The following is a 22,119-nucleotide window of genomic DNA, read 5'->3' as shown; positions in this document are numbered from 1 at the left end:
GCGCCGTGTCGACCACACCCTCGACCGCCACCGCCGAGACCCAGGTCGTCGTCACTCGCTCCGACGAGTCCGGCGTCGCGACCATCACGCTGGACTCGCCGGCCAACCGCAACGCGCTCTCACCGTCGCTGACCGGTCAGCTGCGCGAGCACCTCGCGGCGGTCGACACCGATCCGTCGGTGCGATCGGTGGCGCTCACCCATAGCGGTGGGACCTTCTGTGCCGGAGCCGATCTCGCCGCGGCCATCTCGTCGGGTCTCTCCCCGCAGGAGGCGTCGGCGGCCGGCACCGAGGCGATGATCGCCATCCTCCGGGCGATCATCACGTCGACCAAACCCGTGATCGCCCGCATCGACGGCCACGTACGCGCCGGTGGCCTCGGGATCGTGGGGGCCTGCGACATCGTCGTCGTCGGTCCCGCGACGACATTCGCGCTGACAGAGGCGCGGTTGGGCCTCGCTCCGTCGATGATCTCGCTGACCCTGCTGACGAAGATGGACTCGCGAGCCGCGAGCCGCTACTTCCTCACCGGGGAGAAGTTCGGGCCGCGCGAGGCCGCCGAGATCGGTCTGGTGACCATCGCGGAATCCGAATCCTCTGCTGTCGCGGCGACGGTCGAACGATTGACCGCCGACATCGCGAAGGCCTCGCCCCAGGGTCTGCGCGAGTCGAAGAAGGTCGTCAACAGCGTGGTGACCGAGATGTTCGAGCGGTATGCCGATCAGCGACGCGCCGAATCGGCCGAGCTGTTCGCCTCCGACGAGGCCCGCGAGGGCATGTCGGCGTTCCTCGAGAAGCGCTCGCCTCGATGGGCACTCGACCCGGCGGTGTCGTGAACACCCGGCTTCCCCAACAGGATCGGTCGCGCGCGACCCGGGAGCGACTGATCGCCTCGACGATCGACGTCCTCGCGTCCGACGGATGGGCCGCGGCGACGGTGTCGGTGATCGCCGAACGTGCCGGGGTGTCGCGCGGTGCGGCGCAGCACCACTTCCCGACGCGCGAGTCACTGGTGATCGCGACCCTGGAGCAGACCTTCGACGAGCTGACCACGCGTGCGGCCGACGGCGAGGAGACCCTGCCCGAGGGGCCGGGGCGGGTCGAGGCCGTGGTGACCCGCGCCGTGGAGGTCTACACCGGTACGCAGTTCAAGGCGCTCCTGCAGGTGTGGAGTGCTGCGGCGTCCGATCCCGCTCTGCGCGAGACGATCCTGCCGATGGAACGGAAGTTCGCCCGCGCCGCACACCGACTCACGATGCAGTCGCTGGCGGGTGGTTCCACCGACCCGGCCGTGCACCGGCTCGTTCAGGCCACCCTCGACATGGCGCGTGGCCTGGGCCTCGCGGACACGCTGTCCGACGATTCGGCACGCCGCAAGCAGGTCATCGCTACGTGGTCGGAAGTTCTTGCCGCGGCACTGAACTGAGGTCGGTGACGGGTCTCGCCAGGTCGCGCAGATCGGCGACGATCGCGTCGGGCGACGGCATCGCGTCGATCTCGGTGACCACGGCGCGGCGACGTTCCGCCGCCGCGGCCGTCGGTGCGAGGAGCTCGGCGACGGCGGCTCGGATGGATTCCGGGTGGGCCTGCGGCCCGACCAGCTGTGTGGCCAGGCCGGCGGCGACGAGTGCGGCGGCGTTGTCGAACTGGTCGGCGCCCTGCGGTAGGAGCAACTGGGGGAGTCCCGCGGCGAGTGCGGCCAGCGTGGTGCCCGACCCGCCATGGTGGACGATCGCCGATGCGTGGGGGAGCACCGCGGCCTGCGGCACCCACGCCTCGACGACGACCCCATCGGGGAGTGGCCCCAGCGCGTCGACCGGCACCGACGGACCCAGTGCGACAAGGACCCGTGTGCCCAGCGACGCGATCCCGGTGGCCACCTCGCCGAGGACGCGCGCATTGCCGAATTCGGTGCCGAGGGTCACGTAGACGAGCGGCCGGTGGTCGTCACCGTCGGCGGCGATGGGCGGTAGCGGACCGTCGGCGGCGAAGGCGACGGGACGCAGTGGCACACGACCGCGACGTGTGAGCACCTCGGGTTCCTGCAGCGAGGGTGGGCAGATGTCGAGAAGTGTCACCTCGGGGGTGTCGCGGTCGAAGGCGATCCCACGACCGAACCCGTGCGTGACCACGCCGATCCCGGCGACCTGCGCAGCCTTGACGGCGCCGAACGACGCGGCCTCCGACACGACGAGATCGGGTGCGACCCGATCGATGACGGGGACCAGGTCGGTCTCGAACGCCTGCGGGATGAGTTCGGTGAACGCCCGCCGTACCAGGTCGCGGTGCGCCACCGTGTCGGCTTTGACCGCCTCGGTCGAGGACACCGAGGGGTCCTGGGAGACGGCCTGATCGAAGGCGGCGCGTATCGACATCCCCGCCGCCCACGGGGTGAAGCCCTGTTCGGCCAGCACGGGATGCATTCGCTCGCCGACCGCCCAGTGCACCGTGTGACCCGCGCGCTGCGCGGCGAGCGCCAACGGGACGAGCGGAAAGGTGTGGCCGTAGGCCTCGAGTGACGAGAACAGGATCCGCATGACGTCAAAGCTTAGCGGCACTAAGTGATCATGCAGCCTGGGAGTCGTGGTGGCCTGGTGGTGCGGGGGCGCGTGAAACGTGACTGTGCCCGGTGGGCGTGACCACGGTCGCGGTGTGCCGGGTGGAGTCGGTGTGGTCGGCGGTGGTCATCTGCCAGCCGGGGTTCTGTTTGGCGCGGTTGTGGTGAAGGCACATACCGCCGCCGTTCGAAGCCGAGGTGTCACCGCCTCGTGAGTGGGGGTCGGCGTGGTCGTATTCGGCGATCGGTGCATCGCAATAGGGGATGCGGCACGACTCATCGCGTAGATCGAGGAAGAGCTTGAGTCCGGTCGGGAACAAGCGTGCGGTCGAGTCCATCGCGACCAGGGCGCCGCTCGTCGGGGACTTGTAGAGGCGTCGCAGGGTGGTGGTCGCGTCGGCGTCGAGGGAATCGGAGATGAGGCCGCGAGCGGTGTCTGCAGGAATCGGGCCGTAGCCGCTCACGTGGGCAGCGGCGGTGCTGTCTCCGAGGAGGACCTCATCGGGCACAACCACGTTCACCGCGATCGGTAGGGCGCCGACCGTCGCGGTACCAGTCACCCGTTCGACGAGAGCGTCCGCCATCACCTGCGCGTGGGTCCGGTCATCGCCGCCGGCGGTCGCGTCGGCGTGCCTCTTCAGCGCGGCATAGACCGAGATCCCCGACACCAACGGCAAGAGCGCGGACAAGCGCACCATCCCGTCCGGAGCGGGACGGGTCGACACGCGACGGTCTTTCGCTGCCTGGGCGTGCCGGTCGACCACGGCCTGCGGGTCGAGTTCGTAGGCCAGCCGTTTGACCTCAGCATCGAGCGCCCGGTCCCCGACGCCCTCCAGTGCGGATACATCAGCACAGATGCGACGGTCGATCTCGCCGCGATCGCGTGGCGTGAGGTGCGCGGTCTCGCGGACCAGGATGGTGGCGCGCCATTCGGTGAGCGCACCGGAAGCCAACGCGGCTCGCGTGTGCGGCATCTCGCGCATCACCGCGCGAGCGAACCCGAGGTGCCTGCCACCGGTAGACCCCGATGCCTTGCGGGCCAGCGCCACCTCGACGGCCAATCCGCGCCCCTGCCGGGCGACCGGCACACCCGCTGCGGACTCCGATTCGATGCGTAGTTCTTCGAGTCGCATCGTCTGCTTCGCCTGCGCTGCAGCACATGCCGATTTCATCGACTCCAGGGTCGCGATCTGATCGACAGCGTCGGCTTCGGTGGAGGCGGGGGTCAGCTCGCCGATTGACGACAGCATCAGTTGCAACGCAACGGCACCCAGCTCGGTGTCGGACTTTCTCGCCCCCGCATCCACACGATCCCTCATCGTCGAACGTAGGTACGATTCTAGCGGATCACTCCGACAACACTCTCTGCTCGAGCAGGTCTGTGGACAACGATGTTGGCGAAACCTGTTTGTCCACAGGTGGTTCGGCTTCGTCAGTGCTGTGCGAGCGCCGCGGCGATCGTGCGTTCGACTGGTGACCGCGGGTGGTCGAGATCGAACTGCTCCGTGAGCATCAGCCCCGGTTGCGACATGAAGCGTGGCTGCGTGCCGCGATGGGGTTGCGCCGCGTGGACGAGAAACGGATGGCAGAGGAACACGTCGCCTGCGGTGCCGGTGGCCAGGACCTCGGGACGTTCGGGCGCATCGTGGGAGCCGATCGCGTCGAGCTCGTCGACGATGTCGAACATGTCGAGACCGGTCTCGCCAAACGGCGCGAGCACCGAGGGGATGTCGTGGTGCGAGCCCGCCCGGATCCGGGTGGGCGCGTCGTCGTCGCCCACGTCGGACAGCAGGAACAGCATCAGCAGTCCGCGGTCGCGCGACGACACGTTGACGAAGTACCGGCTCGCGCCGGGCGGCAGGTAGCTCGCGTCGATGTGCCACCCGGTGTCGCCGGCGTCGGTACCGGTGGGGAAGCGGATCGCGACGTTGCCGAGTTCGATCCGCTGGGTCCAGCGCCCCCGGCCGACGAGTTGGTCGTAGGCCTCGGTCAGCGCCGACGCGCGCGCCGCGGCCGCGAACGACGGCGTCATCGGACTGTCGACGCGACGCACCGGTTCCGTCCAGGACGTCGGGTCGTCGGGGGACTCGTCGAGGAGATCCCACAGCTGCGCTCGACAGTCGTCGATGGTCGCGCGGTCGACCGCGCCGCGGATCACGACGTACCCGTCGCGGGCGAAGGTCTCGAGTTCGCGTTCACTGAGTGTCATCGCCGAACAGTGTGGACACGCCGACCCTGGCCGGGCAATCGGTTTTCACCGGCTAGGTTCACCGACATGACGACACTGTCCGTGCGTACGAAACGTGTCCTCGCGATCTCTCTCGTCGCGCTGGCCACCGTCGCCTCCGGCGTGACCAGTTACGTGGTCGGCCATCACTATGACGAGCGCCGTGAGGCGAAGGCGATGCGCTCGCTCGGATTCGGCGTCCGACCGACCCCGCTCTGGACGCTCGACACCGCGCGCGTGGCGACCGGGCCGGGTGAGGTGCTCCTCTCGGTGGCGAACCCGGGCACCGACACCAACGGGTACGGGCTCCTCGTCGACACGGACGACAACCTGATCGCAGCGGTGGGTCGACCGCGAGCGTTCAACGAGGTCGCCGACGTCACGCTCGTGGGGATCGATCGCGCCGACGGGCATCCGATCTGGAGGCGCCCCGTCGGACCGGTGGCGAACTGCACCGACGATCCCGTCACGGAGTCGATCGCCTGCTGGTCGCCGACGAAGGTGACCATCGTCGACACCGCGACCGGTGACGTACGGGGCTCTGCGACAACGGACTTCACGGTCGCGAGTGTGACGGTGGCCGGCGACGCGACCTACGTGAGCGGCACCCGGGGGACCGGATTCGCGGCATCGATGGTCCTGGCCACGGGCACTGTCGGCGCGCCGATCGCGAGCATCCGGACCATCGCCGATGCCACACCGGGGGCGTCGATCAGCGATGTGGTGCCCGACCGGGACGTGTTCGTCGTCGGAGCTCCGACGCAGGACGACATCGGGTCCCGATCTGCGGTGTACTCCCTCGACAGCGGTGTGCGACGTTTCGCCGTTGACGGCGCCGTCACCGCAATCGGCGACACACTGTTCCGCTCGGAGACCTATCCCCAGGGGATCGAACGGCTGCTCGACGACACCGGCGCGCCCGTCGTGACCCAGCGCCTGAGCCTTCCCGACGGCTCCTTCCAACCCCAGGTGACGGCAACGGATTTCGCCCCTGTGGTGATGGGGAACGGGGTGTTCGACCCGCGCACCGGTGCGCTCCTCTGGCGCGACCCGGTCCTCGACTGGGGTAAGCGGGACGGCGGCATCAGCCCGGCCGTCGTCGGCTCCACGCTGATCGCGGCGTCGCTGGACGGGAACCTGATCGGTCTCGACACCCGCACCGGCCGTCGGATGTGGACCACTCCGTTACCGGTTGCCTTCTACGTCCGGTCCGGGATCACCGACGGGCGCTTCTTCGTCTTCGGCGACACCACCGGTATGCACTCGATCGACGCGGTCAGCGGTCGGATCGTGTGGTCGGTGGCGTCGCGGTCGTCGTCCCCGGGCGCGATCAGCCTGACCTCGGTCTCGGGTTCCGACGGCGACATCGTTCGCGCGGAGGGGAATTCGATCTCGGTGTGGCGCGCGCGCACCGGTCCGGATCCGACCTGATTCACCGGTCGACGGTTGCGGGCCCGCGGTGTCGGGCGCGGGCCTCGCGTACGCCCATCGCGGTGACCGTCACGGCGACGATCGCCAGCCCCACCCACTGCGACCAGGCCAGGCTGGTGCCCAGCACCAGCACCCCGATCACGGCGGCGGTGGCCGGGAAGGCGAGCTCGCCAAGCGTCGCCCGCGACGCCGGGGTCGACTGCAACGCCCGGTAGTACAGCGTGAGCGCGAGCAGACCGGGGATGAGAGCCAGGAGGACCAGACCGACCGCATCGCCCCACGCCGGCAGCACGGGCGCACCGGTGACGCCGACGACGCCGAACGCCCCGACCGTGCCGAAACCGAGCCGCAGGGTGGTGAGGTCGCGCGGTGTCACTGACGGCGACACGAGCCGCCCGAGGACCGTCCCGACCGCCCACAGGGCGGCGGCGCCCAGCGCCAGGAGTGCCGGCTCGAGCTCGGACACGCTCAGGTGCAGTGGGTCGGCGAACGAGAGCAGCCAGGCGCCGACGAGGGCGGGCACCGCGTAGAGCGCGAAGCGCGGGCGCAGGCGTTCACCGAGGAGCAGTACCGCCAGGGCGATCGCGAGCACTGGCTGCAACTTCTGCAGGACGAGCGGGGTGATGAAGTCGCCGCTGCTCCCGGCGATCGTGAACGCCCGGGTGAACAGCGCCGTCGCGACCGCCGACGACCCGATGCCGATGACCACCACCGCGGCCTTGTCCCGCAGACCGAGTCGAGCGAACGCGCGGATCGCGGCCGGCAGGAACGGTGCGAGCACCACGATCGGGATGATGTGTTCCCACAGCACGATCGTCCCGGCGGCGAGGTCGGAGGCGAGGGGCTTGCGCAGCAGTCCGTCGAGACCCCACAGCGCTGCCGAGACGGCGACCAACCAGGTCGCGTCCCGGTGGGCGCGCGGACTCGACCGGTCGGTGCCGGCGACGATGACCGTCTGACTCACTGGAGGTCCCCTCGCGGTTGGTCGACGGACGTACAGGCCACGTCCTGGAGGACGCGACAGTGGGGAGAACGTCGGGGCGCTGTCGAACCTTCCCGCGCGGTGACGGGGTCGAGCTCAGACGCCGACGGTGATGGTCACGCGATCGGCGTAGAACGCGACGTGGTCGACGATGTCGGCCACGGCCGGATAGGGCTCGCGGTAGACCCAGACGGTGTCGGATCGCTCGGTGCCGTCGACGACGATGTCGTAGTACGAGGCGTCACCCTTGTAGGGGCAGTGGGTGTGCGCGTCCGATGCCCGCAGCACCTCCGGATCCACGTCGGCGATCGGGATGTACTGCACGGGTGGGTAGCTCGCCTCGCGCAACGTGAGCGCGCTGTCGGACGCGGCGATCTGCCTCCCGTCGACACTCACGGTCACATGGTGACCGGTGGGCTCGACGGTGATGGGGTGATCGGGACCGGGAACGAGCGGGGTGGGTGCCATCACCCGACTCTAAGCGCGGATGTGGTCGGTGGCATCGAACACCCAGGAGACGTCGGCGTCGGCGAAGTCGTCCATCCACGACGAGGGTGCGCTGCCGAGGATGGCGTTGAAATCCCAGTAGTCCTTCCACAGCGACACCCGGCCGTCGACGACCCGGTGCACCGACACGAACGGCAGTTCGGCGGTCTCGCCGGTGGTCCACGCCCACGACTCCGAGTGCTCGAACATCACGTCCGCGCCATTGCTGACGAGCAGTCCCGGGTGGTTCTCGTACGTCGCCAGCGACTCGAGGCCGACCTTGAGCCGCTTGACGATGTCGTCGGGGCCACGCGCGGCGAGTGTCGGGCCCACGGGCATGTCGATGTAGATGCAGTCATCGGAGAGGAACGTCTTCACGCCGTCCCAATCCCGCTGCGACAGCGCGTTCCACAGACCCAGCACGGTGTCGTCAACCGACATTCGTCACCACTTTCTTCGCGGAGGCGCGCGCCGGCGTGGCGTCGGCGCGGAGGAAGCGACCGGTCCGACGCCGACCGACGACATCGGTCGGTGCACCGTCGACGAAGACCGGTTCGCCCGCCACGAACACGGCCTCGACGGTCGGGTCATTGCGGTTGACCATGCGTGACAGTCCACCGAACTGCTCGACGGGATCCTCGTGGTAGGAGTCGAGGGACTCGTCGAGTCGGGTCGGGTCGAGGACCATCAGGTCTGCGCGATCCCCGATCCGGAGGTGCCCGGCGTCGATGCGATACCAGTCGGCGAGTTCTCCGGTGAGTCGATGGACCGCCTGCTCCATCGACAGGAACGGCGTCCCCGCGGCCTGTGCGTCTCGCACGTGGCGCAGCAGCCGGAGTCCGAAGTTGTAGAACGCCATGTTGCGCAGATGCGCGCCGGCGTCGGAGAAGCCCATCTGGATGCCCGGCTCGGCGGCCATCTTCTTCAGCAGTTCGGGACGGTGGTTGGAGATCGTCGTCCGCCAACGCAGCGCCTTGCCGTGTTCGAGGGCCAGGTCGAGGAACGCGTCGACGGGATGGATCCCGCCGCGGTCGAGTCCGACCTGTCCGAACGACTTCCCGATCACCGCGGGATCCGGGCACTCGACGATCTCGGCGTCGAAGAAGTCGCGGTGCCACACGCGGGTGCCGAACCTGCTCTCGTAGTCCTTGCGGAACCGGCGGCGGTAGCCCTCGTCCCGCAACAACTCGTTGCGCGCCATCTCGTCGCTGAGGTGCAGAGCGGCTGCGCCGGAACCGAATTCCTCGAAGATGACGAGATCGATGCCGTCGGCGTAGACCTCGAACGGTACCGGCAGATGCTGCCAGCGGAAGTTGCCGCCGAGGCGGTTGATCAGCCGGGCGAGCGGGCCGATGATCCGGATCGCCTGCGGGTTGGCCTTGATGTCGGCGGCGGAGAGAAGGCTGGTCTTGAGGGGTCTGCGGCCGATGCCCAGGGACTGCACCAGCTGGGAGGCGACATCGAGCGGGTGGGTCAGGTCCGGGCCCGACTGCAGCACGCGGCCGCGCCTGCGCAGTGCCGACTTCAGCCGCCGCAGCTCGCGGGGTCCGGCGTAGGTCGACGGCAGCGTCCGCGACCGGCAGGTCTCCCCGTCGAGCTTGTCGAACAGCAGTTGCTGCGACGACATGCCGACGAACCCGGCGTCGAGTGCCTCCTCCAGCCACCGTTCCATCTGGCGTTGTTCCGCGCCGGTGGGCCGCTGACGGTTCCGGGTCGCGCGGTCGAGACCCATTGTCGCCGCACGCATGTCGGAGTGGCCTATGAACGCCGCGACATTCGGCCCGAGCGGACGCGCCTCGAGCGCGGCGATGTACTCCTCGCAGTTCGACCAGGTCTTGTGTCTGTCGACCGCGCCGATGACGTGCTCCCGGGGTATCGCCTCGACGCGTCCGAACAGGTCGCCCGCATCGGTCGCGTCGACGTGGATCGTCGACAGCGAACACGAACCGACCATGATCGTGGTGACACCGTGCCTCAACGACTCCGACAGCGCCGGACCGTCGAGAATCTCCACGTCGTAGTGGGTGTGGATGTCGACCATCCCGGGCAACACCCACCGCCCCTCGGCGTCGACGACATGCGGACAACCCGGATCGTCGAGCGGGTCGGTGCTGATCGCCGCGACCCGACCGTCGCTGATGCCGATGTCACGGACGCCGGAGGGGCCACCGGTCCCGTCGAACCACCGGCCGCGGCGGATGATCGTGTCGTAGGTCACACCGCCATGGAACCGCTGATCCGCACAGGTGTCAATAACGGTGTCTGGACAGGTGTCAGGAATGTGCCCCGGAACCCGTGGGTGGTCCCGGGGCACACAACCCCGCGGGGGATCGGGTGGTCGCGGTCTAGCTGTCGTGCAGGATGACCCCGCGGATGTTCTTGCCGTCGCGCAGATCCTGATAGCCCTCGTTGACCTGCTCCAGCGTGTAGGTCGAGGTCACCAGCTCGTCGAGTTTGAGCTGACCGGCGTCGTAGAGGCGCAGCAGCCGCACGATGTCGTACTGCGGGTTGGCCGACCCGAACAGCGACCCCTTGATCGTCTTCTCGTTGAGGGTGAGGTCGATCCCGGGCCAGTGCACCGTGAACTTCTCGGGACTCGACAACCCGGTCAGGACGACCGTGCCGCCCTTGCCGACCGCGCCGATGGCCGCCGACACGACGTCCTCCTCGACGGTGCCGACGGTGACGATCGCGCAGTCGGCACCCTGCCCCCAGGTGAGTTCGGTGATCTTCTCCTGCGCCTCGGCGGGATCGGCGAAGGTGTGCGTCGCACCGAATTTCGTGGCCGTCTCGCGTTTGAACGCGATGGGGTCGACCACCACGACGTACTTGGCTCCGGCGTGCACGGCACCCTGCACCGAGTTGATGCCGATGCCGCCGATGCCGTAGATGACGACGGTGTCGCCGGCGCGCACGTTGCCCGCGTAGACGACCGACCCCCAGCCGGTGGGCACGCCGCATCCGACGAGGACGGCCTTGTCCAGGGGCAGCCAGTCGTCGACCTTCACCACCGAGTACTGCGAGATGACCGCGCGTTCGGAGAACGTCCCGAGCATGCACATGCCGCCGAAATCGTCGTCGCCGGCGTGGAACCGGTAGGTGCCGTCCGGCAGGCAGCCGTCGAGGATGGTCGCGCCGACGTCGCACAGCGACTGCCGTCCGGTCGAGCAGTAGCGACACGTCCCGCAGTTCGGGATGAAGCTGCACACCACGTGGTCGCCGGGCTTGACCTTCGTGACGCCCGCGCCGACCTCCTCGATGATCCCGGCGCCCTCGTGGCCGCCGACCATCGGGAAGCGCGGCGGGAGGTCGCCGTCGGTGAGGTGGAGATCGGAGTGGCACAGGCCCGCGGCGACGAACTTGATGAGGACCTCGCCCTCCTTCGGCTTGTCCAGGTCGAGCTCGATGATCTCGAACGGTTTGCCCGCGTCGTACAGAACGGCTGCCTTGGTCTTCATCGTCGAAGTCCCTCCTCATCGGCGCACCGGCGGTGTCGTGTGCGCGCTCTGCAGCCCATGGTGACGCGCGTCACTGTCGTGAGGTGTCCAACTTCTGGACAGGTCGGCTCAGCCGTCGATGCCGAGTTCGTGCATCCGCTTGTAGAGGGTGGTGCGACTCATCCCCAGGGCCTCGGCGGTGCCGCGCTTGTTGCCCTCGTGGCGGTCGAGTTCGGAGACGATGGCGTCGCGCGTCGCGCGATCGAGTGCGTTGAGCACCGCGGTCCCGTCGTCGAGGAGGTCGATCTCGATGACGAAGCCACCGCCTTCGGGACGCTCCCACCGCAACGACGCCGCATATCCCGAGCTCAGCATCACGCGGGGGACGTGTCCGCGGCGGTTCATGGCGCCGTCGGTGAGGGCCCGCAGGGCGGTGTGGTCCGCCGGACCGACCAGCTGGCCCGCCGAGGCGTTCTCGAGGACGACCTCGTCGGCGATCGCGACGACCGGTGCGCCCCGCCGCCGTGCGCCGGCGCGTTGGAAGTGTCGGAGCAGCAGGTGCTCGCCGGTCTGTGTCTGCTCGAGCAGGCGCTCGGTGATGTCGTGGGCGGCCTGCGCGAGCAGGGGAGCCAGCAGCGGGTTGTCGTCGGACTGCAGGAAGGTGATGTCGAGGATGCCCTCGATGCGGTGGCTCACCGGGTGGTGCAGCGGGTGGCCGTAGCAGCTGAAGCGTTTCAGTTCGTCGATGTAGTGCTCGCCGCCTCGTACGGCGATCGGCGACCGCAGCGCGTGCACCGTGGCGATCGAGTTGGTCCCCGAGGTCTCCTCGGTGAACGACCGCCCGATCTGGACACCGACCTCGGCGACCACATCGTGGACCTGGTGGGAGCCGAACCGCATGTCGACCAGGCGGGCGTCCCGGTCGGCGAGCAGCACGCAGAACCCGGTGCCGGCGAGCATGTTCTCCATCCGGTCGAGCACCGGCGTCGCGGCCGCGAGGAGTCGACTGCGCCGGTCGACTTCGGAGACACTGAACAGGGTCGCCGAGTCGGCGGGCCGCAACCCCGCCCGACGCGCCCGCTGCCACGAGCTGGCGATCTCGGCGCGCACGATCTCCGACATGTCCGAAACATACGTCCAACAGCGCATACGCCGAGGTGGAATCGGGCGCGGAGGGGTCGGGGGATCGTTTTTGACCTGACCTGATGCGGTCGGTACAGTTGACCGCTGGTGCCTGGCAACAGCCGGGCTGATCCGTATGCCATCGATCGCCGGTCTGTTTCCGCCGGCGAGGGCAGTGTGCGGGTGACACGACCACCACCTGTCGGCAGATTCGACACGCCCGACAGTGGGGTGAACAAACTAGTACTGACCAGCGCTTTCGAGCCTGGTGGGGCGAACTGTGGAGTTGCGTCGGAGTTCATCTCCGGTTCACCTGCCCGGAGCACCAACCACAGTGGACAACGAACACCGCCGAACCTAAGGACGAACAACCAGTGCCAACAATCAATCAGTTGGTCCGCAAGGGCCGCCACGACAAGCCTGCCAAGCAGAAGACGGCAGCGCTGAAGGGCAGCCCGCAGCGGCGTGGCGTGTGCACCCGCGTGTACACCACCACCCCCAAGAAGCCGAACTCCGCGCTCCGCAAGGTCGCCCGCGTGCGCCTGACGAGCTCGGTCGAGGTCACCGCCTACATCCCCGGTGAGGGTCACAACCTGCAGGAGCACTCGATGGTGCTCGTCCGCGGTGGTCGTGTGAAGGACCTCCCGGGTGTGCGGTACAAGGTCATCCGCGGCTCGCTCGACACCCAGGGTGTCAAGGGCCGCAAGCAGGGACGCAGCAAGTACGGCGCGAAGAAGGAGAAGGGCTGATGCCACGTAAAGGACCCGCCCCGAAGCGTCCCCTCATCAACGACCCGGTCTATGGGTCGCCGCTGGTCACCCAGCTGGTGAACAAGATCCTCCTCGACGGCAAGAAGTCGACCGCGGAGCGCATCGTCTACCGCGCACTCGAGCAGGCACGCGAGAAGACCGGCACCGATCCGGTCATCACCCTCAAGCGCGCTCTCGACAACGTGAAGCCCGCGCTCGAGGTCAAGAGCCGCCGCGTCGGTGGTGCCACTTACCAGGTGCCCATCGAGGTCAAGCCCAACCGTGCGAACACCCTCGCCCTGCGCTGGCTGGTCACCTTCAGCCGGCAGCGTCGCGAGAAGACCATGGTCGAGCGTCTGGCCAACGAGCTGCTCGACGCCAGCAACGGTCTCGGCGCAGCAGTCAAGCGTCGCGAGGACACCCACAAGATGGCCGAGGCCAACCGGGCGTTCGCGCACTACCGCTGGTGACAATCCCTATCAACATCTTCTACGCGAAAGAGCGAGGCAGATAAGTGGCACAGGACGTGCTGACCGACCTGAACAAGGTCCGCAACATCGGCATCATGGCCCACATCGATGCCGGCAAGACCACCACCACCGAGCGCATCCTCTTCTACACCGGTATCTCGTACAAGATCGGTGAGGTCCACGACGGCGCAGCCACCATGGACTGGATGGAGCAGGAGCAGGAGCGTGGCATCACGATCACCTCTGCTGCCACCACCTGCTTCTGGAACGACAACCAGATCAACATCATCGACACCCCGGGCCACGTCGACTTCACCGTCGAGGTCGAGCGCTCGTTGCGCGTCCTCGACGGCGCGGTCGCGGTGTTCGACGGCAAAGAGGGTGTCGAGCCGCAGTCCGAGCAGGTGTGGCGTCAGGCCGACAAGTACGACGTGCCGCGTATCTGCTTCGTCAACAAGATGGACAAGCTCGGCGCCGACTTCTACTTCACGGTGCAGACCATCAAGGACCGCCTCGGCGCCAAGCCGCTGGTCATCCAGCTGCCCATCGGTGCCGAGAACGACTTCGAGGGCATCGTCGACCTGGTCGAGATGAAGGCGAAGGTCTGGTCGGGCGAGACCAAGCTGGGCGAGAAGTACGACACCCAGGACATCCCGGCCGACCTGGTCGAGCGGGCCGAGCAGTACCGCGAGGAGCTGCTCGAGACGGTGGCCGAGTCCGACGAGGAGCTTCTCGAGAAGCACTTCGGCGGCGAGCCGCTGACGATCGAGGAGATCAAGGGCGCCATCCGCAAGATGACGGTCAACTCCGAGATCTACCCGGTGCTGTGCGGCTCGGCGTTCAAGAACAAGGGCGTGCAGCCCATGCTCGACGCGGTCATCGACTACCTCCCGTCGCCTCTCGACGTCGAGTCGGTCACCGGCCACGCCGTGGGCGACGAGGAGAAGCTCCTCACCCGCAAGCCGTCGTCGGACGAGCCGTTCGCGGCGCTGGCGTTCAAGATCGCCACGCACCCCTTCTTCGGCAAGCTGACCTACGTCCGGGTGTACTCGGGCAAGGTCGACTCCGGTGCCCAGGTCATCAACTCGACCAAGGGCAAGAAGGAGCGTCTGGGCAAGCTCTTCCAGATGCACTCCAACAAGGAGAACGCGGTCCCGACCGCGTCCGCCGGACACATCTACGCCGTGATCGGACTGAAGGACACCACCACCGGTGACACCCTGTGCGATCCCCAGGATCAGGTGATCCTGGAGTCGATGAGCTTCCCGGACCCGGTCATCCAGGTCTCGATCGAGCCCAAGACCAAGTCCGACCAGGAGAAGCTGGGCACCGCGATCCAGAAGCTCGCCGAAGAGGACCCGACCTTCTCGGTCAAGCTCGACGAGGACACCGGCCAGACCGTCATCGGCGGCATGGGCGAGCTCCACCTCGACATCCTGGTCGACCGCATGAAGCGGGAGTTCAAGGTCGAGGCCAACGTCGGCAAGCCGCAGGTGGCCTACCGCGAGACGATCCGCAAGACCGTCGAGAAGCACGACTTCACCCACAAGAAGCAGACGGGTGGATCGGGCCAGTTCGCGAAGGTCATCGTCAAGCTCGAGCCGCTGGTCGACGCCGAGGACGGTGCGACCTACGAGTTCGTCAACGCCGTCACCGGTGGTCGCGTGCCCCGCGAGTACATCCCGTCGGTCGACGCCGGAGCCCAGGACGCCATGCAGTACGGCGTGCTGGCCGGCTACCCGCTGGTCAACCTGAAGTTCACGCTTCTCGACGGCCAGTACCACGACGTCGACTCCTCGGAGATGGCGTTCAAGATCGCCGGTTCGCAGGCACTCAAGGAGGCCGCCCGCATGGCCGGCCCCGTGATCCTCGAACCGCTGATGGCCGTCGAGGTCATCACACCCGAGGACTACATGGGTGACGTGATCGGCGACCTCAACTCGCGCCGTGGCCAGATCCAGGCCATGGAGGAGCGCAGCGGTGCCCGTGTCGTCAAGGCGCAGGTCCCGCTGTCGGAGATGTTCGGCTACATCGGAGACCTCCGGTCGAAGACCCAGGGCCGGGCGAACTACTCCATGGTGTTCGATTCGTACGCGGAGGTTCCCGCGAACGTGTCGAAGGAGATCATCGCGAAGGCGACCGGCGAGTAGTTCGCGACACGCGAGCACTCGCACCGTGTCGTGACACCCGTCGCGGCGCACCAGTTATCAAACACAAACTTTGCGGCTGAGAAAGCCTCAGGCGCATGACAGTCCAGGAGGACATCAAGTGGGTAAGGCGAAGTTCGAGCGGACCAAGCCGCACGTCAACATCGGCACCATCGGTCACGTCGACCACGGCAAGACCACGCTGACCGCGGCCATCACCAAGGTTCTGCACGACAAGTACCCGGACCTCAACGCCGCGTTCGCGTTCGACCAGATCGACAAGGCGCCGGAGGAGAAGGCTCGTGGTATCACGATCAACATCTCCCACGTCGAGTACCAGACCGAGAAGCGTCACTACGCGCACGTCGACGCCCCCGGTCACGCCGACTACATCAAGAACATGATCACCGGTGCCGCCCAGATGGACGGCGCGATCCTGGTCGTGGCGGCCACCGACGGCCCGATGCCCCAGACGCGTGAGCACGTGCTGCTCGCCCGCCAGGTCGGCGTGCCCTACATCCTGGTCGCGCTGAACAAGGCCGACATGGTCGACGACGAGGAGATCATCGAGCTCGTCGAGATGGAGGTCCGCGAACTGCTGGCCGCCCAGGACTTCGACGAGGACGCTCCGGTCGTGAAGGTCTCCGCTCTCAAGGCCCTCGAGGGTGACGAGAAGTGGGGCGAGTCGATCGCCGAGCTGATGCAGGCCGTGGACGACTCGGTGCCGGACCCCGTCCGCGAGACCGAGAAGCCCTTCCTCATGCCCGTCGAGGACGTCTTCACGATCACCGGTCGTGGCACCGTCGTCACCGGTCGTGTCGAGCGTGGTTCGGTCAACGTGAACGAGGACGTCGAGATCGTCGGCATCCGCGAGAAGTCGACCAAGACCACCGTCACCGGTATCGAGATGTTCCACAAGCTGCTCGATTCGGCCGAGGCGGGCGACAACGCCGGTCTGCTGCTGCGTGGCCTCAAGCGCGAGGACGTCGAGCGTGGCCAGGTCATCATCAAGCCGGGTACCACCACCCCGCACACCGAGTTCGAGGGCCAGGCGTACATCCTGTCGAAGGACGAGGGCGGTCGCCACACCCCGTTCTTCAACAACTACCGTCCGCAGTTCTACTTCCGTACGACGGACGTGACGGGCGTCGTGACCCTGCCCGAGGGCACCGAGATGGTCATGCCCGGTGACAACACCGAGATGAGCGTCAAGCTGATCCAGCCGGTCGCCATGGACGAGGGCCTGCGCTTCGCGATCCGTGAGGGTGGCCGCACCGTCGGTGCCGGCCGCGTCACCAAGATCAACAAGTGACGTCAGGTCCGCTGGCGCGGACCTGAGTCACGGATCAACAAGTGACACAGCTCGACACGTGACACCCTCCCGCGCCTGACGCGGGAACGCACCACCGAGAACGCCCGATCCCTTCCGAGGGGTCGGGCGTTCTTGTGCGTCGGGGCCGACGCCGCGCCGACGACGGCGACGTCGAATAGTGTCGACAACCGTGACCCTCTCCGACGTCGACGGCCCCGAGGTGGGTGTCATCACGCCATCGGTGGGCCGCTTCACGCGTGACGAGGTACCGCGTCTGCTCGCCCTCCTCGGCGTGCTCGTCGTGCTGCACCTCCTCGGGTGGGGGCTGTTCGCCCACTACAACGCGGTCCCGCGGATCCATCACCTCACCGGCCCCGACGGTGGGCTCGTCTACGCCGGTGCCGGCCTCCTCGCCTACACGCTCGGCATGCGGCACGCCTTCGACGCCGACCACATCGCCGCCATCGACGACACCACCCGCTTCCTCCTCCAGAAGGGCAGGCGGCCCCTGGCCGTGGGCATGTTCTTCTCCCTCGGGCACTCCACGGTGGTCCTCGTGTTCGTCACGGCCATCGCCTTCCTCGCCAGCCGCGCCACCGCTGTCGGGGAGGCGTTCGCCGGTCCCGGCGGGATCATCGGGACGCTGGTGTCGGGGACGTTCCTCTATCTCGTGGCCGCGCTGAACATCGTCGTGCTCGTGGGCATCGTGCGGGTGTGGCGACGGGCGCGGCGCGGCCAGTTCTCGGAGTCGTCGCTCGACGAACTGCTGGCCCGGCGCGGCCTGATGAACCGCCTGTTCCGGGGACGCTACGACAGGCTGATCAACCATTCGTGGCAGATGTACCCGCTCGGACTGCTGTTCGGGCTGGGCTTCGACACCGCCACCCAGGTGGGGCTGCTCGCGATCGCCGGCACCACCGCCATCGCCGGCGGGCTCCCGCCGCTGGCGATCATCGCACTACCGGTGTTGTTCGCCGCCGGGATGACCACGATGGACACCATCGACGGCGTGTTCATGTCGAAGGCCTACGGCTGGGCGTTCGTGACGCCGGCCCGCAAGATCTACTACAACATCACCATGACCGGGCTCACGGTGTTCCTCGCCCTCGTCGTCGGGACACTGCAGATCCTCACGCTGCTGGCCGACGAACTCGGTCTCGCCGGCGGAGTCTTCGACGTGGTCGCGTCGTTCGATCTCGAGCGCATCGGACAGCTCGTCGTCGGCACGTTCGTCGTCGTGTGGATCGGCGCGCTGCTCTACTACCGTCTCGCTCGCGTCGACCGGCGCTTCACCGAGTCGCGCGATCAGACCGCGACGACGGGGTCGAAGTGAGTGACCTCGGGGAACGGGTCGTAGAAGTGGTGCAGCAGTTCGCGCCACCGCGCGTACTCGGGTGAGCCGCGGAACCCCTCGGTGTGGTCGGCGAGCGTGGCCCACTCGACGAGGAGCAGGTAGGTGTCGGGGCTCTCGATGCCGCGTGACAGTCGCAGACCGGAGAACCCGGGCATGGCGGAGATGATGGACTTCGCCTCCGCGAACGCCGCGAGGAACTCCTCGCCACGGGCCGGTGTCACCTGCAGCAGAGCGTGTTCGACGATCATCGGGTCACTCTCGCATGGCAGGCTGGACCGTGTGAGCGATGACGAGACGATGACCGGTGTCCGCGTGTCCACGACGGCAGGTGTGGTGCGGGGTCGCCGCGTCCGCACCGGCGACGCCGAGGTGCATGCCTTCCTCGGCATCCCGTACGCGGGGCCGCTGGTCGGTGCCGCCCGATTCGCGGCGCCGAGCGCGGTCGATCCCTGGGAAGGCGAACGTCCCGCGACCGAGCACGGCCCGACCCCGCCGCAGGGGCCCTACCCGGCGCCCACCTCGGAGTTGCTGCCCAGCGTGATCGTCGACGGCGACGCATCGCTCAACCTGTCGGTGTGGACACCCGAACCGGGTACCGGTCGACTGCCGGTCATGGTGTGGATCCACGGCGGTGCGTTCACCCGCGGCACGCACCGGTTGCCCACCTACGACGGCGCCGCGTTCGCCCGCGACGGTGTCGTGGTGGTCGGGATCAACTACCGGCTCGGGGCGCTGGGGTTCCTGAGCCTCGCCGGGGCGCCCGACAACCGCGGACTGCGTGATCAGATCAAGGCCCTGGAATGGGTGCGCGACAACGTCGCCGCCTTCGGTGGCGACCCCGACCAGGTCACCGTGTTCGGCGAATCGGCGGGCGCGATGAGCATCGCGGCGCTGCTGTCGTCGCCGTACGCCGACGGCTTGTTCCGTCGCGCGATCGTGCAGAGCGGCAACGCGGTGTCGGCGTCGGATCTGGGCGACGCGCGGCTCGTCGCGAGCGAGTTCACCGAGACGCTGGGCCTGCCGCCCACCGTCGTCGGTGTCGCCGACCTGCCCACCGACGCCCTGCAGAGGGCGCAGGACGCGGTGGGTCTCGCACTCGTCGGCGACCCGAACCCGAACCGATGGGGCGCGAGCACCGTCGCTCGCGGACTCGGGGTGATGAGCATGTTCCCGACCGTCGACGGCGACATCCTGCCCGCGCTCCCGATCGATGCGATCCGCGCGGGGGCCGGCCGCGGTGTCGAGGTGCTCGCGGGCACGACACGGGAGGAGATGCGCTTCTTCCTCGTCCCCAGCGGCCTGGCCGCGGTGGTGACCGCCGAGATGCTGCCGGGGATCGTCGGTCGACTCGGCGTGGGATCCGATGCGGTGGCGACCTACACCCGCAACCGACCCGACGAATCGCCCGGTGACGTGATGTGTGCGATGTTCACCGACTACTCGTTCCGTTCTGGCACAGCCGATCTCGTCGACGCGATCGCGGCTCGAGACCAGTCGGCCTGGCAGTACGAGTTCGCGTGGCCCACCCCGGTCCGCGATCTGCGCGCCTGTCACGCACTGGAATTGGCCTTCGTCTTCGACAACCTCGGCGGATCGGCGCAGCTCACCGGCCCCACTCCGCCGCAGGACCTCGCCGACGACATGCACGCCACCTGGGTGCGCTTCGCCGCCACCGGCGACCCGGGGTGGGACCGTGTCGGCGACACGCGCCCGGTGCGGACCTTCGGCGACGCGTCACTCGGCGCCGACGCCGTCGTGACCGATCCGCGGGCCGACGAGCTCGCGGTGTTCCGGCAGGGATGAGCCTGCGCCGACCGCGCCGACCGCGCCGAATGTTCCGACGCGCGCCGAGCCGGGCGTGCGGGCGAACGGTGGGCGCGCGTCGATCAGGTGTCGGCGCGATTGTGCAGGGGGCGCGGGTCGATACCGGCCGCGGTCCAGGCCTCGTGGGCCCAGGGCGTGTAGAGCCACTTCTGCGGCAGTCGGTTCACGACGGGGTTGATCGCGCGCATGAACGCGGCGAATCGTCGGAACCGACGTTCCTGACGGGGTGACCAGTCCAGACGGCAGACCGTCCGCATCTGCTGCGGCAGTGTCCCGATGACGATCGTGCGCAGTGCGGAGTTCAGCGGCACCGACAGCACCCGCCAGACCGGCGCCGGTACTCGACGCGGTCGTGGAAGGCCCTGTCGCAGATAGCCGGTCGCGTACACGATCGTCTTGTGCGGGACGAATCGTTCGCACATGCGATCCCAGTAGGCGCAGAACTCGTCATAGGTCTGGGGTTGGTCGCGGGCGCTGATCCCGTAGAGCGCGTACCAGGTCTTGCTCTCGTCGAAGATCCGGCACTTCTCCTCGTACGACAGGCGCCGGATGAAGGTGTCGGTCACGTAGAGCACCTGATCGACGAATGTCGCGTGCGCCCAGTAGAACAACTCGGGATTGAGCGCGTGATAGCGCGACCCGTCGCTGATGGTGCCCTTGATGTCGCGGTGGAAATCACGCACCGTCGCACCCCAGTGCTGTGCGTCGGCGGCATAGACCGTGCGCATGATCGGTGGTCCGGTGCGTCGTGCCCGACCGAGGAAGTCGTCGAAGATCACCGAGTGGTCGGCGACGCCCTGTCCGAGCTGTTCGATGCAGTTCTCGGTGCCGGCGAGTCGCTGGAAACCCAGCAGTCCGCGCATGTCGCCGTAGAACTTCCAGATCAGGGTGTCCGGAGCGAGGCGTGTCGCCGTGGGTGACTGCGCGCCCCCATCGGCGAGCACCGGTTCCGCCTCGCGGATCCGTGTGTCGAAGTCACTGCGTGCCGAGGCCACACCGTCGCTCATGAGACGAATCCTAGCATTCGTCTCATGTGGCAGCGTGGGCGGTGTGAACATCCCCCCGGTCGAGGCGATCCTCGACACCGCGGTCGTCGTGGCCCTCCCGATGCGGCAACGGTTCCGCGGCATCACCGTGCGCGAGGCCCTGCTGTTCGAGGGCCCCCGGGGCTGGGGGGAGTTCGGTGCGTTCACCGAATACGACGACGCCGAGGCGGCGTGGTGGCTCGCCGCCGGCATCGAGGCCGCACACCAGGGCCCTCCCGCCGCATTGCGCGACGAGGTGGCGATCAACGCGACCGTGCCGGCGGTCGCGGCCGACGAGGTGGCGGCGATCCTGGCTCGTCACCCCGGCGTGACGACGGCCAAGGTCAAGGTGGCCGAACCCGGTGACACCCTCGACGACGAGGTGGCGCGCATCGAGGCCGTGCGCGCGGTCGTGCCGACCGTCCGGGTCGACGCGAACGGGAAATGGTCGGTGTCGCAGGCGATCACCGCGATCCGTGCGCTGGGTGAGCTCGAGTACGTCGAGCAGCCGTGTGCGTCGATCGAGGAACTGGCCGCCGTGCGCGCCGCGGTCACGACCCGCATCGCGGCCGACGAGAGCATCCGTCGTGCCGAGGATCCGCTGCGTGTGGTGCGTGCCGGGGCGGCCGATGTCGCGGTCCTCAAGGTGGCGCCACTCGGGGGCATGCGCCGTGTGCTGGCGCTCGCCGAACAGATCGACCTCGACATCGTGATCTCCAGTGCGCTCGACACCGCCGTCGGGATCTCGGCGGGCATCGCGACCGCGGCCGCCCTCCCGACCGCCCCGCCCGCGTGCGGTCTCGGCACCGGGAGCCTGTTCGAGGTCGACGTCGCGGCGACGCCGCCGTCGGTCGGGGGAGTGCTCGCGACCCGCACCGTCGTGCCCGACGGACGCGCCCCCTTGGCTGCGCAGCACCGTCGTGACTGGTGGATCTACCGGGTCCGCCGGGTGCACGCGCTGCTCGCCGACGGCCATCCGGCCGCGCGGTCGTGATG

At 68.2% G+C, this 22,119-nt stretch carries 21 protein-coding genes; 10 read left to right on the top strand and 11 right to left on the bottom strand.

The window, feature by feature from the left end; translation table 11 throughout:
• Positions 1-5 precede the first annotated feature (5 nt).
• Together OG579_RS07710 and OG579_RS07705 are read left to right on the top strand one after the other, a co-directional pair.
• The gene (locus tag OG579_RS07710; RefSeq protein WP_328858656.1) at positions 6-836 is read left to right on the top strand and encodes an enoyl-CoA hydratase family protein; all 831 of its coding nucleotides are present in this window, start codon (positions 6-8) and stop codon (positions 834-836) included.
• The gene (locus OG579_RS07705; RefSeq protein WP_045823756.1) at positions 809-1,426 is read left to right on the top strand and encodes a TetR/AcrR family transcriptional regulator; all 618 of its coding nucleotides are present in this window, start codon (positions 809-811) and stop codon (positions 1,424-1,426) included. Before OG579_RS07710 ends, OG579_RS07705 begins: the two co-directional genes overlap by 28 nt.
• Here the strand turns inward: OG579_RS07705 and OG579_RS07700 are convergent.
• The 3 genes from OG579_RS07700 to OG579_RS07690 all read right to left on the bottom strand — a co-directional run bounded on the left by OG579_RS07700 (position 1,389) and on the right by OG579_RS07690 (position 4,766).
• Positions 1,389-2,537: a glycosyltransferase gene (locus OG579_RS07700; RefSeq protein WP_328858655.1), complete on the bottom strand. Its 1,149-nt coding sequence runs from the start codon at positions 2,535-2,537 to the stop codon at positions 1,389-1,391. The two genes, OG579_RS07705 and OG579_RS07700, sit on opposite strands and share 38 nt — an antisense overlap.
• Before the next feature lie 28 nt (positions 2,538-2,565).
• Positions 2,566-3,876, bottom strand: a complete 1,311-nt coding sequence (locus OG579_RS07695) for an HNH endonuclease (protein ID WP_328858654.1) — start codon at positions 3,874-3,876, stop codon at positions 2,566-2,568.
• Between the two features lie 113 nt (positions 3,877-3,989).
• Positions 3,990-4,766: a phytanoyl-CoA dioxygenase family protein gene (locus tag OG579_RS07690; RefSeq protein WP_328858653.1), complete on the bottom strand. Its 777-nt coding sequence runs from the start codon at positions 4,764-4,766 to the stop codon at positions 3,990-3,992.
• 66 nt (positions 4,767-4,832) lie between these two features.
• Between OG579_RS07690 and OG579_RS07685 the strand changes: the two genes are divergently transcribed.
• Positions 4,833-6,215: an outer membrane protein assembly factor BamB family protein gene (locus OG579_RS07685; protein ID WP_328858652.1), complete on the top strand. Its 1,383-nt coding sequence runs from the start codon at positions 4,833-4,835 to the stop codon at positions 6,213-6,215.
• 1 nt (position 6,216) lies between these two features.
• On the opposite strand, the gene OG579_RS07680 is transcribed toward OG579_RS07685, so the two are convergent.
• From OG579_RS07680 to OG579_RS07655, 6 genes are all read right to left on the bottom strand, one after another.
• Complete coding sequence (locus OG579_RS07680; protein ID WP_328858651.1) at positions 6,217-7,179, bottom strand: DMT family transporter; 963 nt, start codon at positions 7,177-7,179, stop codon at positions 6,217-6,219.
• 114 nt (positions 7,180-7,293) lie between these two features.
• Positions 7,294-7,665, bottom strand: coding sequence for a DUF427 domain-containing protein (locus OG579_RS07675; protein WP_328858650.1), 372 nt, complete (start codon positions 7,663-7,665; stop codon positions 7,294-7,296).
• 9 nt (positions 7,666-7,674) lie between these two features.
• Complete coding sequence (locus OG579_RS07670; protein ID WP_045823751.1) at positions 7,675-8,124, bottom strand: nuclear transport factor 2 family protein; 450 nt, start codon at positions 8,122-8,124, stop codon at positions 7,675-7,677.
• Entirely contained in the window at positions 8,114-9,901 is a 1,788-nt protein-coding gene (locus OG579_RS07665) for an N-acyl-D-amino-acid deacylase family protein (RefSeq protein WP_328858649.1), read from the bottom strand. Before OG579_RS07665 ends, OG579_RS07670 begins: the two co-directional genes overlap by 11 nt.
• Before the next feature lie 127 nt (positions 9,902-10,028).
• Positions 10,029-11,141 carry an NDMA-dependent alcohol dehydrogenase gene (locus OG579_RS07660; RefSeq protein ID WP_045823749.1) on the bottom strand — a complete coding sequence of 371 codons (1,113 nt, stop codon included), beginning with the start codon at positions 11,139-11,141 and terminating at the stop codon, positions 10,029-10,031.
• A gap of 108 nt (positions 11,142-11,249) precedes the next feature.
• Positions 11,250-12,242, bottom strand: coding sequence for a helix-turn-helix domain-containing protein (locus OG579_RS07655; protein WP_328858648.1), 993 nt, complete (start codon positions 12,240-12,242; stop codon positions 11,250-11,252).
• Between the two features lie 374 nt (positions 12,243-12,616).
• Between OG579_RS07655 and rpsL the strand changes: the two genes are divergently transcribed.
• From rpsL to nicT, 5 genes are all read left to right on the top strand, one after another.
• On the top strand, positions 12,617-12,991 hold the full coding sequence (gene rpsL / locus OG579_RS07650) for a 30S ribosomal protein S12 (RefSeq protein ID WP_045823748.1): 375 nt from the start codon (positions 12,617-12,619) through the stop codon (positions 12,989-12,991).
• A complete protein-coding gene (gene rpsG / locus OG579_RS07645; protein WP_045823747.1) occupies positions 12,991-13,461 on the top strand; it encodes a 30S ribosomal protein S7 in 471 nt (156 codons plus the stop codon). Before rpsL ends, rpsG begins: the two co-directional genes overlap by 1 nt.
• A 44-nt stretch (positions 13,462-13,505) precedes the next feature.
• A complete protein-coding gene (fusA, locus tag OG579_RS07640) occupies positions 13,506-15,611 on the top strand; it encodes an elongation factor G (protein WP_045823746.1) in 2,106 nt (701 codons plus the stop codon).
• A 118-nt stretch (positions 15,612-15,729) separates the two neighbouring features.
• Positions 15,730-16,920 (top strand): elongation factor Tu, encoded by a 1,191-nt coding sequence (gene tuf / locus OG579_RS07635; RefSeq protein ID WP_045823745.1) that lies wholly within the window; start codon positions 15,730-15,732, stop codon positions 16,918-16,920.
• 190 nt (positions 16,921-17,110) lie between these two features.
• Positions 17,111-18,253 carry a Nickel transporter NicT gene (gene nicT, locus OG579_RS07630; protein WP_328858647.1) on the top strand — a complete coding sequence of 381 codons (1,143 nt, stop codon included), beginning with the start codon at positions 17,111-17,113 and terminating at the stop codon, positions 18,251-18,253.
• Here the strand turns inward: nicT and OG579_RS07625 are convergent.
• Complete coding sequence (locus OG579_RS07625; RefSeq protein WP_328858646.1) at positions 18,226-18,522, bottom strand: antibiotic biosynthesis monooxygenase family protein; 297 nt, start codon at positions 18,520-18,522, stop codon at positions 18,226-18,228. The genes nicT and OG579_RS07625 overlap by 28 nt on opposite strands.
• Before the next feature lie 49 nt (positions 18,523-18,571).
• On the opposite strand from OG579_RS07625, the gene OG579_RS07620 reads away from it, so the two are divergent.
• A complete protein-coding gene (locus OG579_RS07620) occupies positions 18,572-20,077 on the top strand; it encodes a carboxylesterase/lipase family protein (RefSeq protein ID WP_408068811.1) in 1,506 nt (501 codons plus the stop codon).
• Positions 20,078-20,160: 83 nt separating this feature from the next.
• On the opposite strand, the gene OG579_RS07615 is transcribed toward OG579_RS07620, so the two are convergent.
• The gene (locus OG579_RS07615) at positions 20,161-21,105 is read right to left on the bottom strand and encodes an oxygenase MpaB family protein (RefSeq protein WP_328858644.1); all 945 of its coding nucleotides are present in this window, start codon (positions 21,103-21,105) and stop codon (positions 20,161-20,163) included.
• Between the two features lie 100 nt (positions 21,106-21,205).
• Between OG579_RS07615 and OG579_RS07610 the strand changes: the two genes are divergently transcribed.
• Positions 21,206-22,117 carry an o-succinylbenzoate synthase gene (locus OG579_RS07610; RefSeq protein WP_408068810.1) on the top strand — a complete coding sequence of 304 codons (912 nt, stop codon included), beginning with the start codon at positions 21,206-21,208 and terminating at the stop codon, positions 22,115-22,117.
• Positions 22,118-22,119: the final 2 nt, after the last annotated feature.

It is taken from the genome of Williamsia herbipolensis, assembly GCF_036153515.1.
GTDB lineage: Bacteria > Actinomycetota > Actinomycetes > Mycobacteriales > Mycobacteriaceae > Williamsia_A > Williamsia_A herbipolensis.
The sequence above is the reverse complement of the archived record's forward strand: the minus strand, read 5'-3'. Positions and strand labels throughout refer to the sequence as shown.

What these genes read in the sequence shown, in the direction of transcription:
- OG579_RS07670 (WP_045823751.1), bottom strand. Translation starts at nt 8,124, where the DNA reads ATGTCGGTTGACGACACCGTGCTGGGTCTGTGGAACGCGCTGTCGCAG.
- OG579_RS07700 (WP_328858655.1), bottom strand. Translation starts at nt 2,537, where the DNA reads ATGCGGATCCTGTTCTCGTCACTCGAGGCCTACGGCCACACCTTTCCG.
- OG579_RS07655 (WP_328858648.1), bottom strand. Translation starts at nt 12,242, where the DNA reads ATGTCGGAGATCGTGCGCGCCGAGATCGCCAGCTCGTGGCAGCGGGCG.
- OG579_RS07675 (WP_328858650.1), bottom strand. Translation starts at nt 7,665, where the DNA reads ATGGCACCCACCCCGCTCGTTCCCGGTCCCGATCACCCCATCACCGTC.
- OG579_RS07705 (WP_045823756.1), top strand. Translation starts at nt 809, where the DNA reads ATGGGCACTCGACCCGGCGGTGTCGTGAACACCCGGCTTCCCCAACAG.
- OG579_RS07660 (WP_045823749.1), bottom strand. Translation starts at nt 11,141, where the DNA reads ATGAAGACCAAGGCAGCCGTTCTGTACGACGCGGGCAAACCGTTCGAG.
- OG579_RS07690 (WP_328858653.1), bottom strand. Translation starts at nt 4,766, where the DNA reads ATGACACTCAGTGAACGCGAACTCGAGACCTTCGCCCGCGACGGGTAC.
- OG579_RS07695 (WP_328858654.1), bottom strand. Translation starts at nt 3,876, where the DNA reads ATGAGGGATCGTGTGGATGCGGGGGCGAGAAAGTCCGACACCGAGCTG.
- OG579_RS07685 (WP_328858652.1), top strand. Translation starts at nt 4,833, where the DNA reads ATGACGACACTGTCCGTGCGTACGAAACGTGTCCTCGCGATCTCTCTC.
- OG579_RS07610 (WP_408068810.1), top strand. Translation starts at nt 21,206, where the DNA reads ATGCGGCAACGGTTCCGCGGCATCACCGTGCGCGAGGCCCTGCTGTTC.
- OG579_RS07615 (WP_328858644.1), bottom strand. Translation starts at nt 21,105, where the DNA reads ATGAGCGACGGTGTGGCCTCGGCACGCAGTGACTTCGACACACGGATC.
- OG579_RS07620 (WP_408068811.1), top strand. Translation starts at nt 18,572, where the DNA reads ATGACCGGTGTCCGCGTGTCCACGACGGCAGGTGTGGTGCGGGGTCGC.
- OG579_RS07625 (WP_328858646.1), bottom strand. Translation starts at nt 18,522, where the DNA reads ATGATCGTCGAACACGCTCTGCTGCAGGTGACACCGGCCCGTGGCGAG.
- rpsG (WP_045823747.1), top strand. Translation starts at nt 12,991, where the DNA reads ATGCCACGTAAAGGACCCGCCCCGAAGCGTCCCCTCATCAACGACCCG.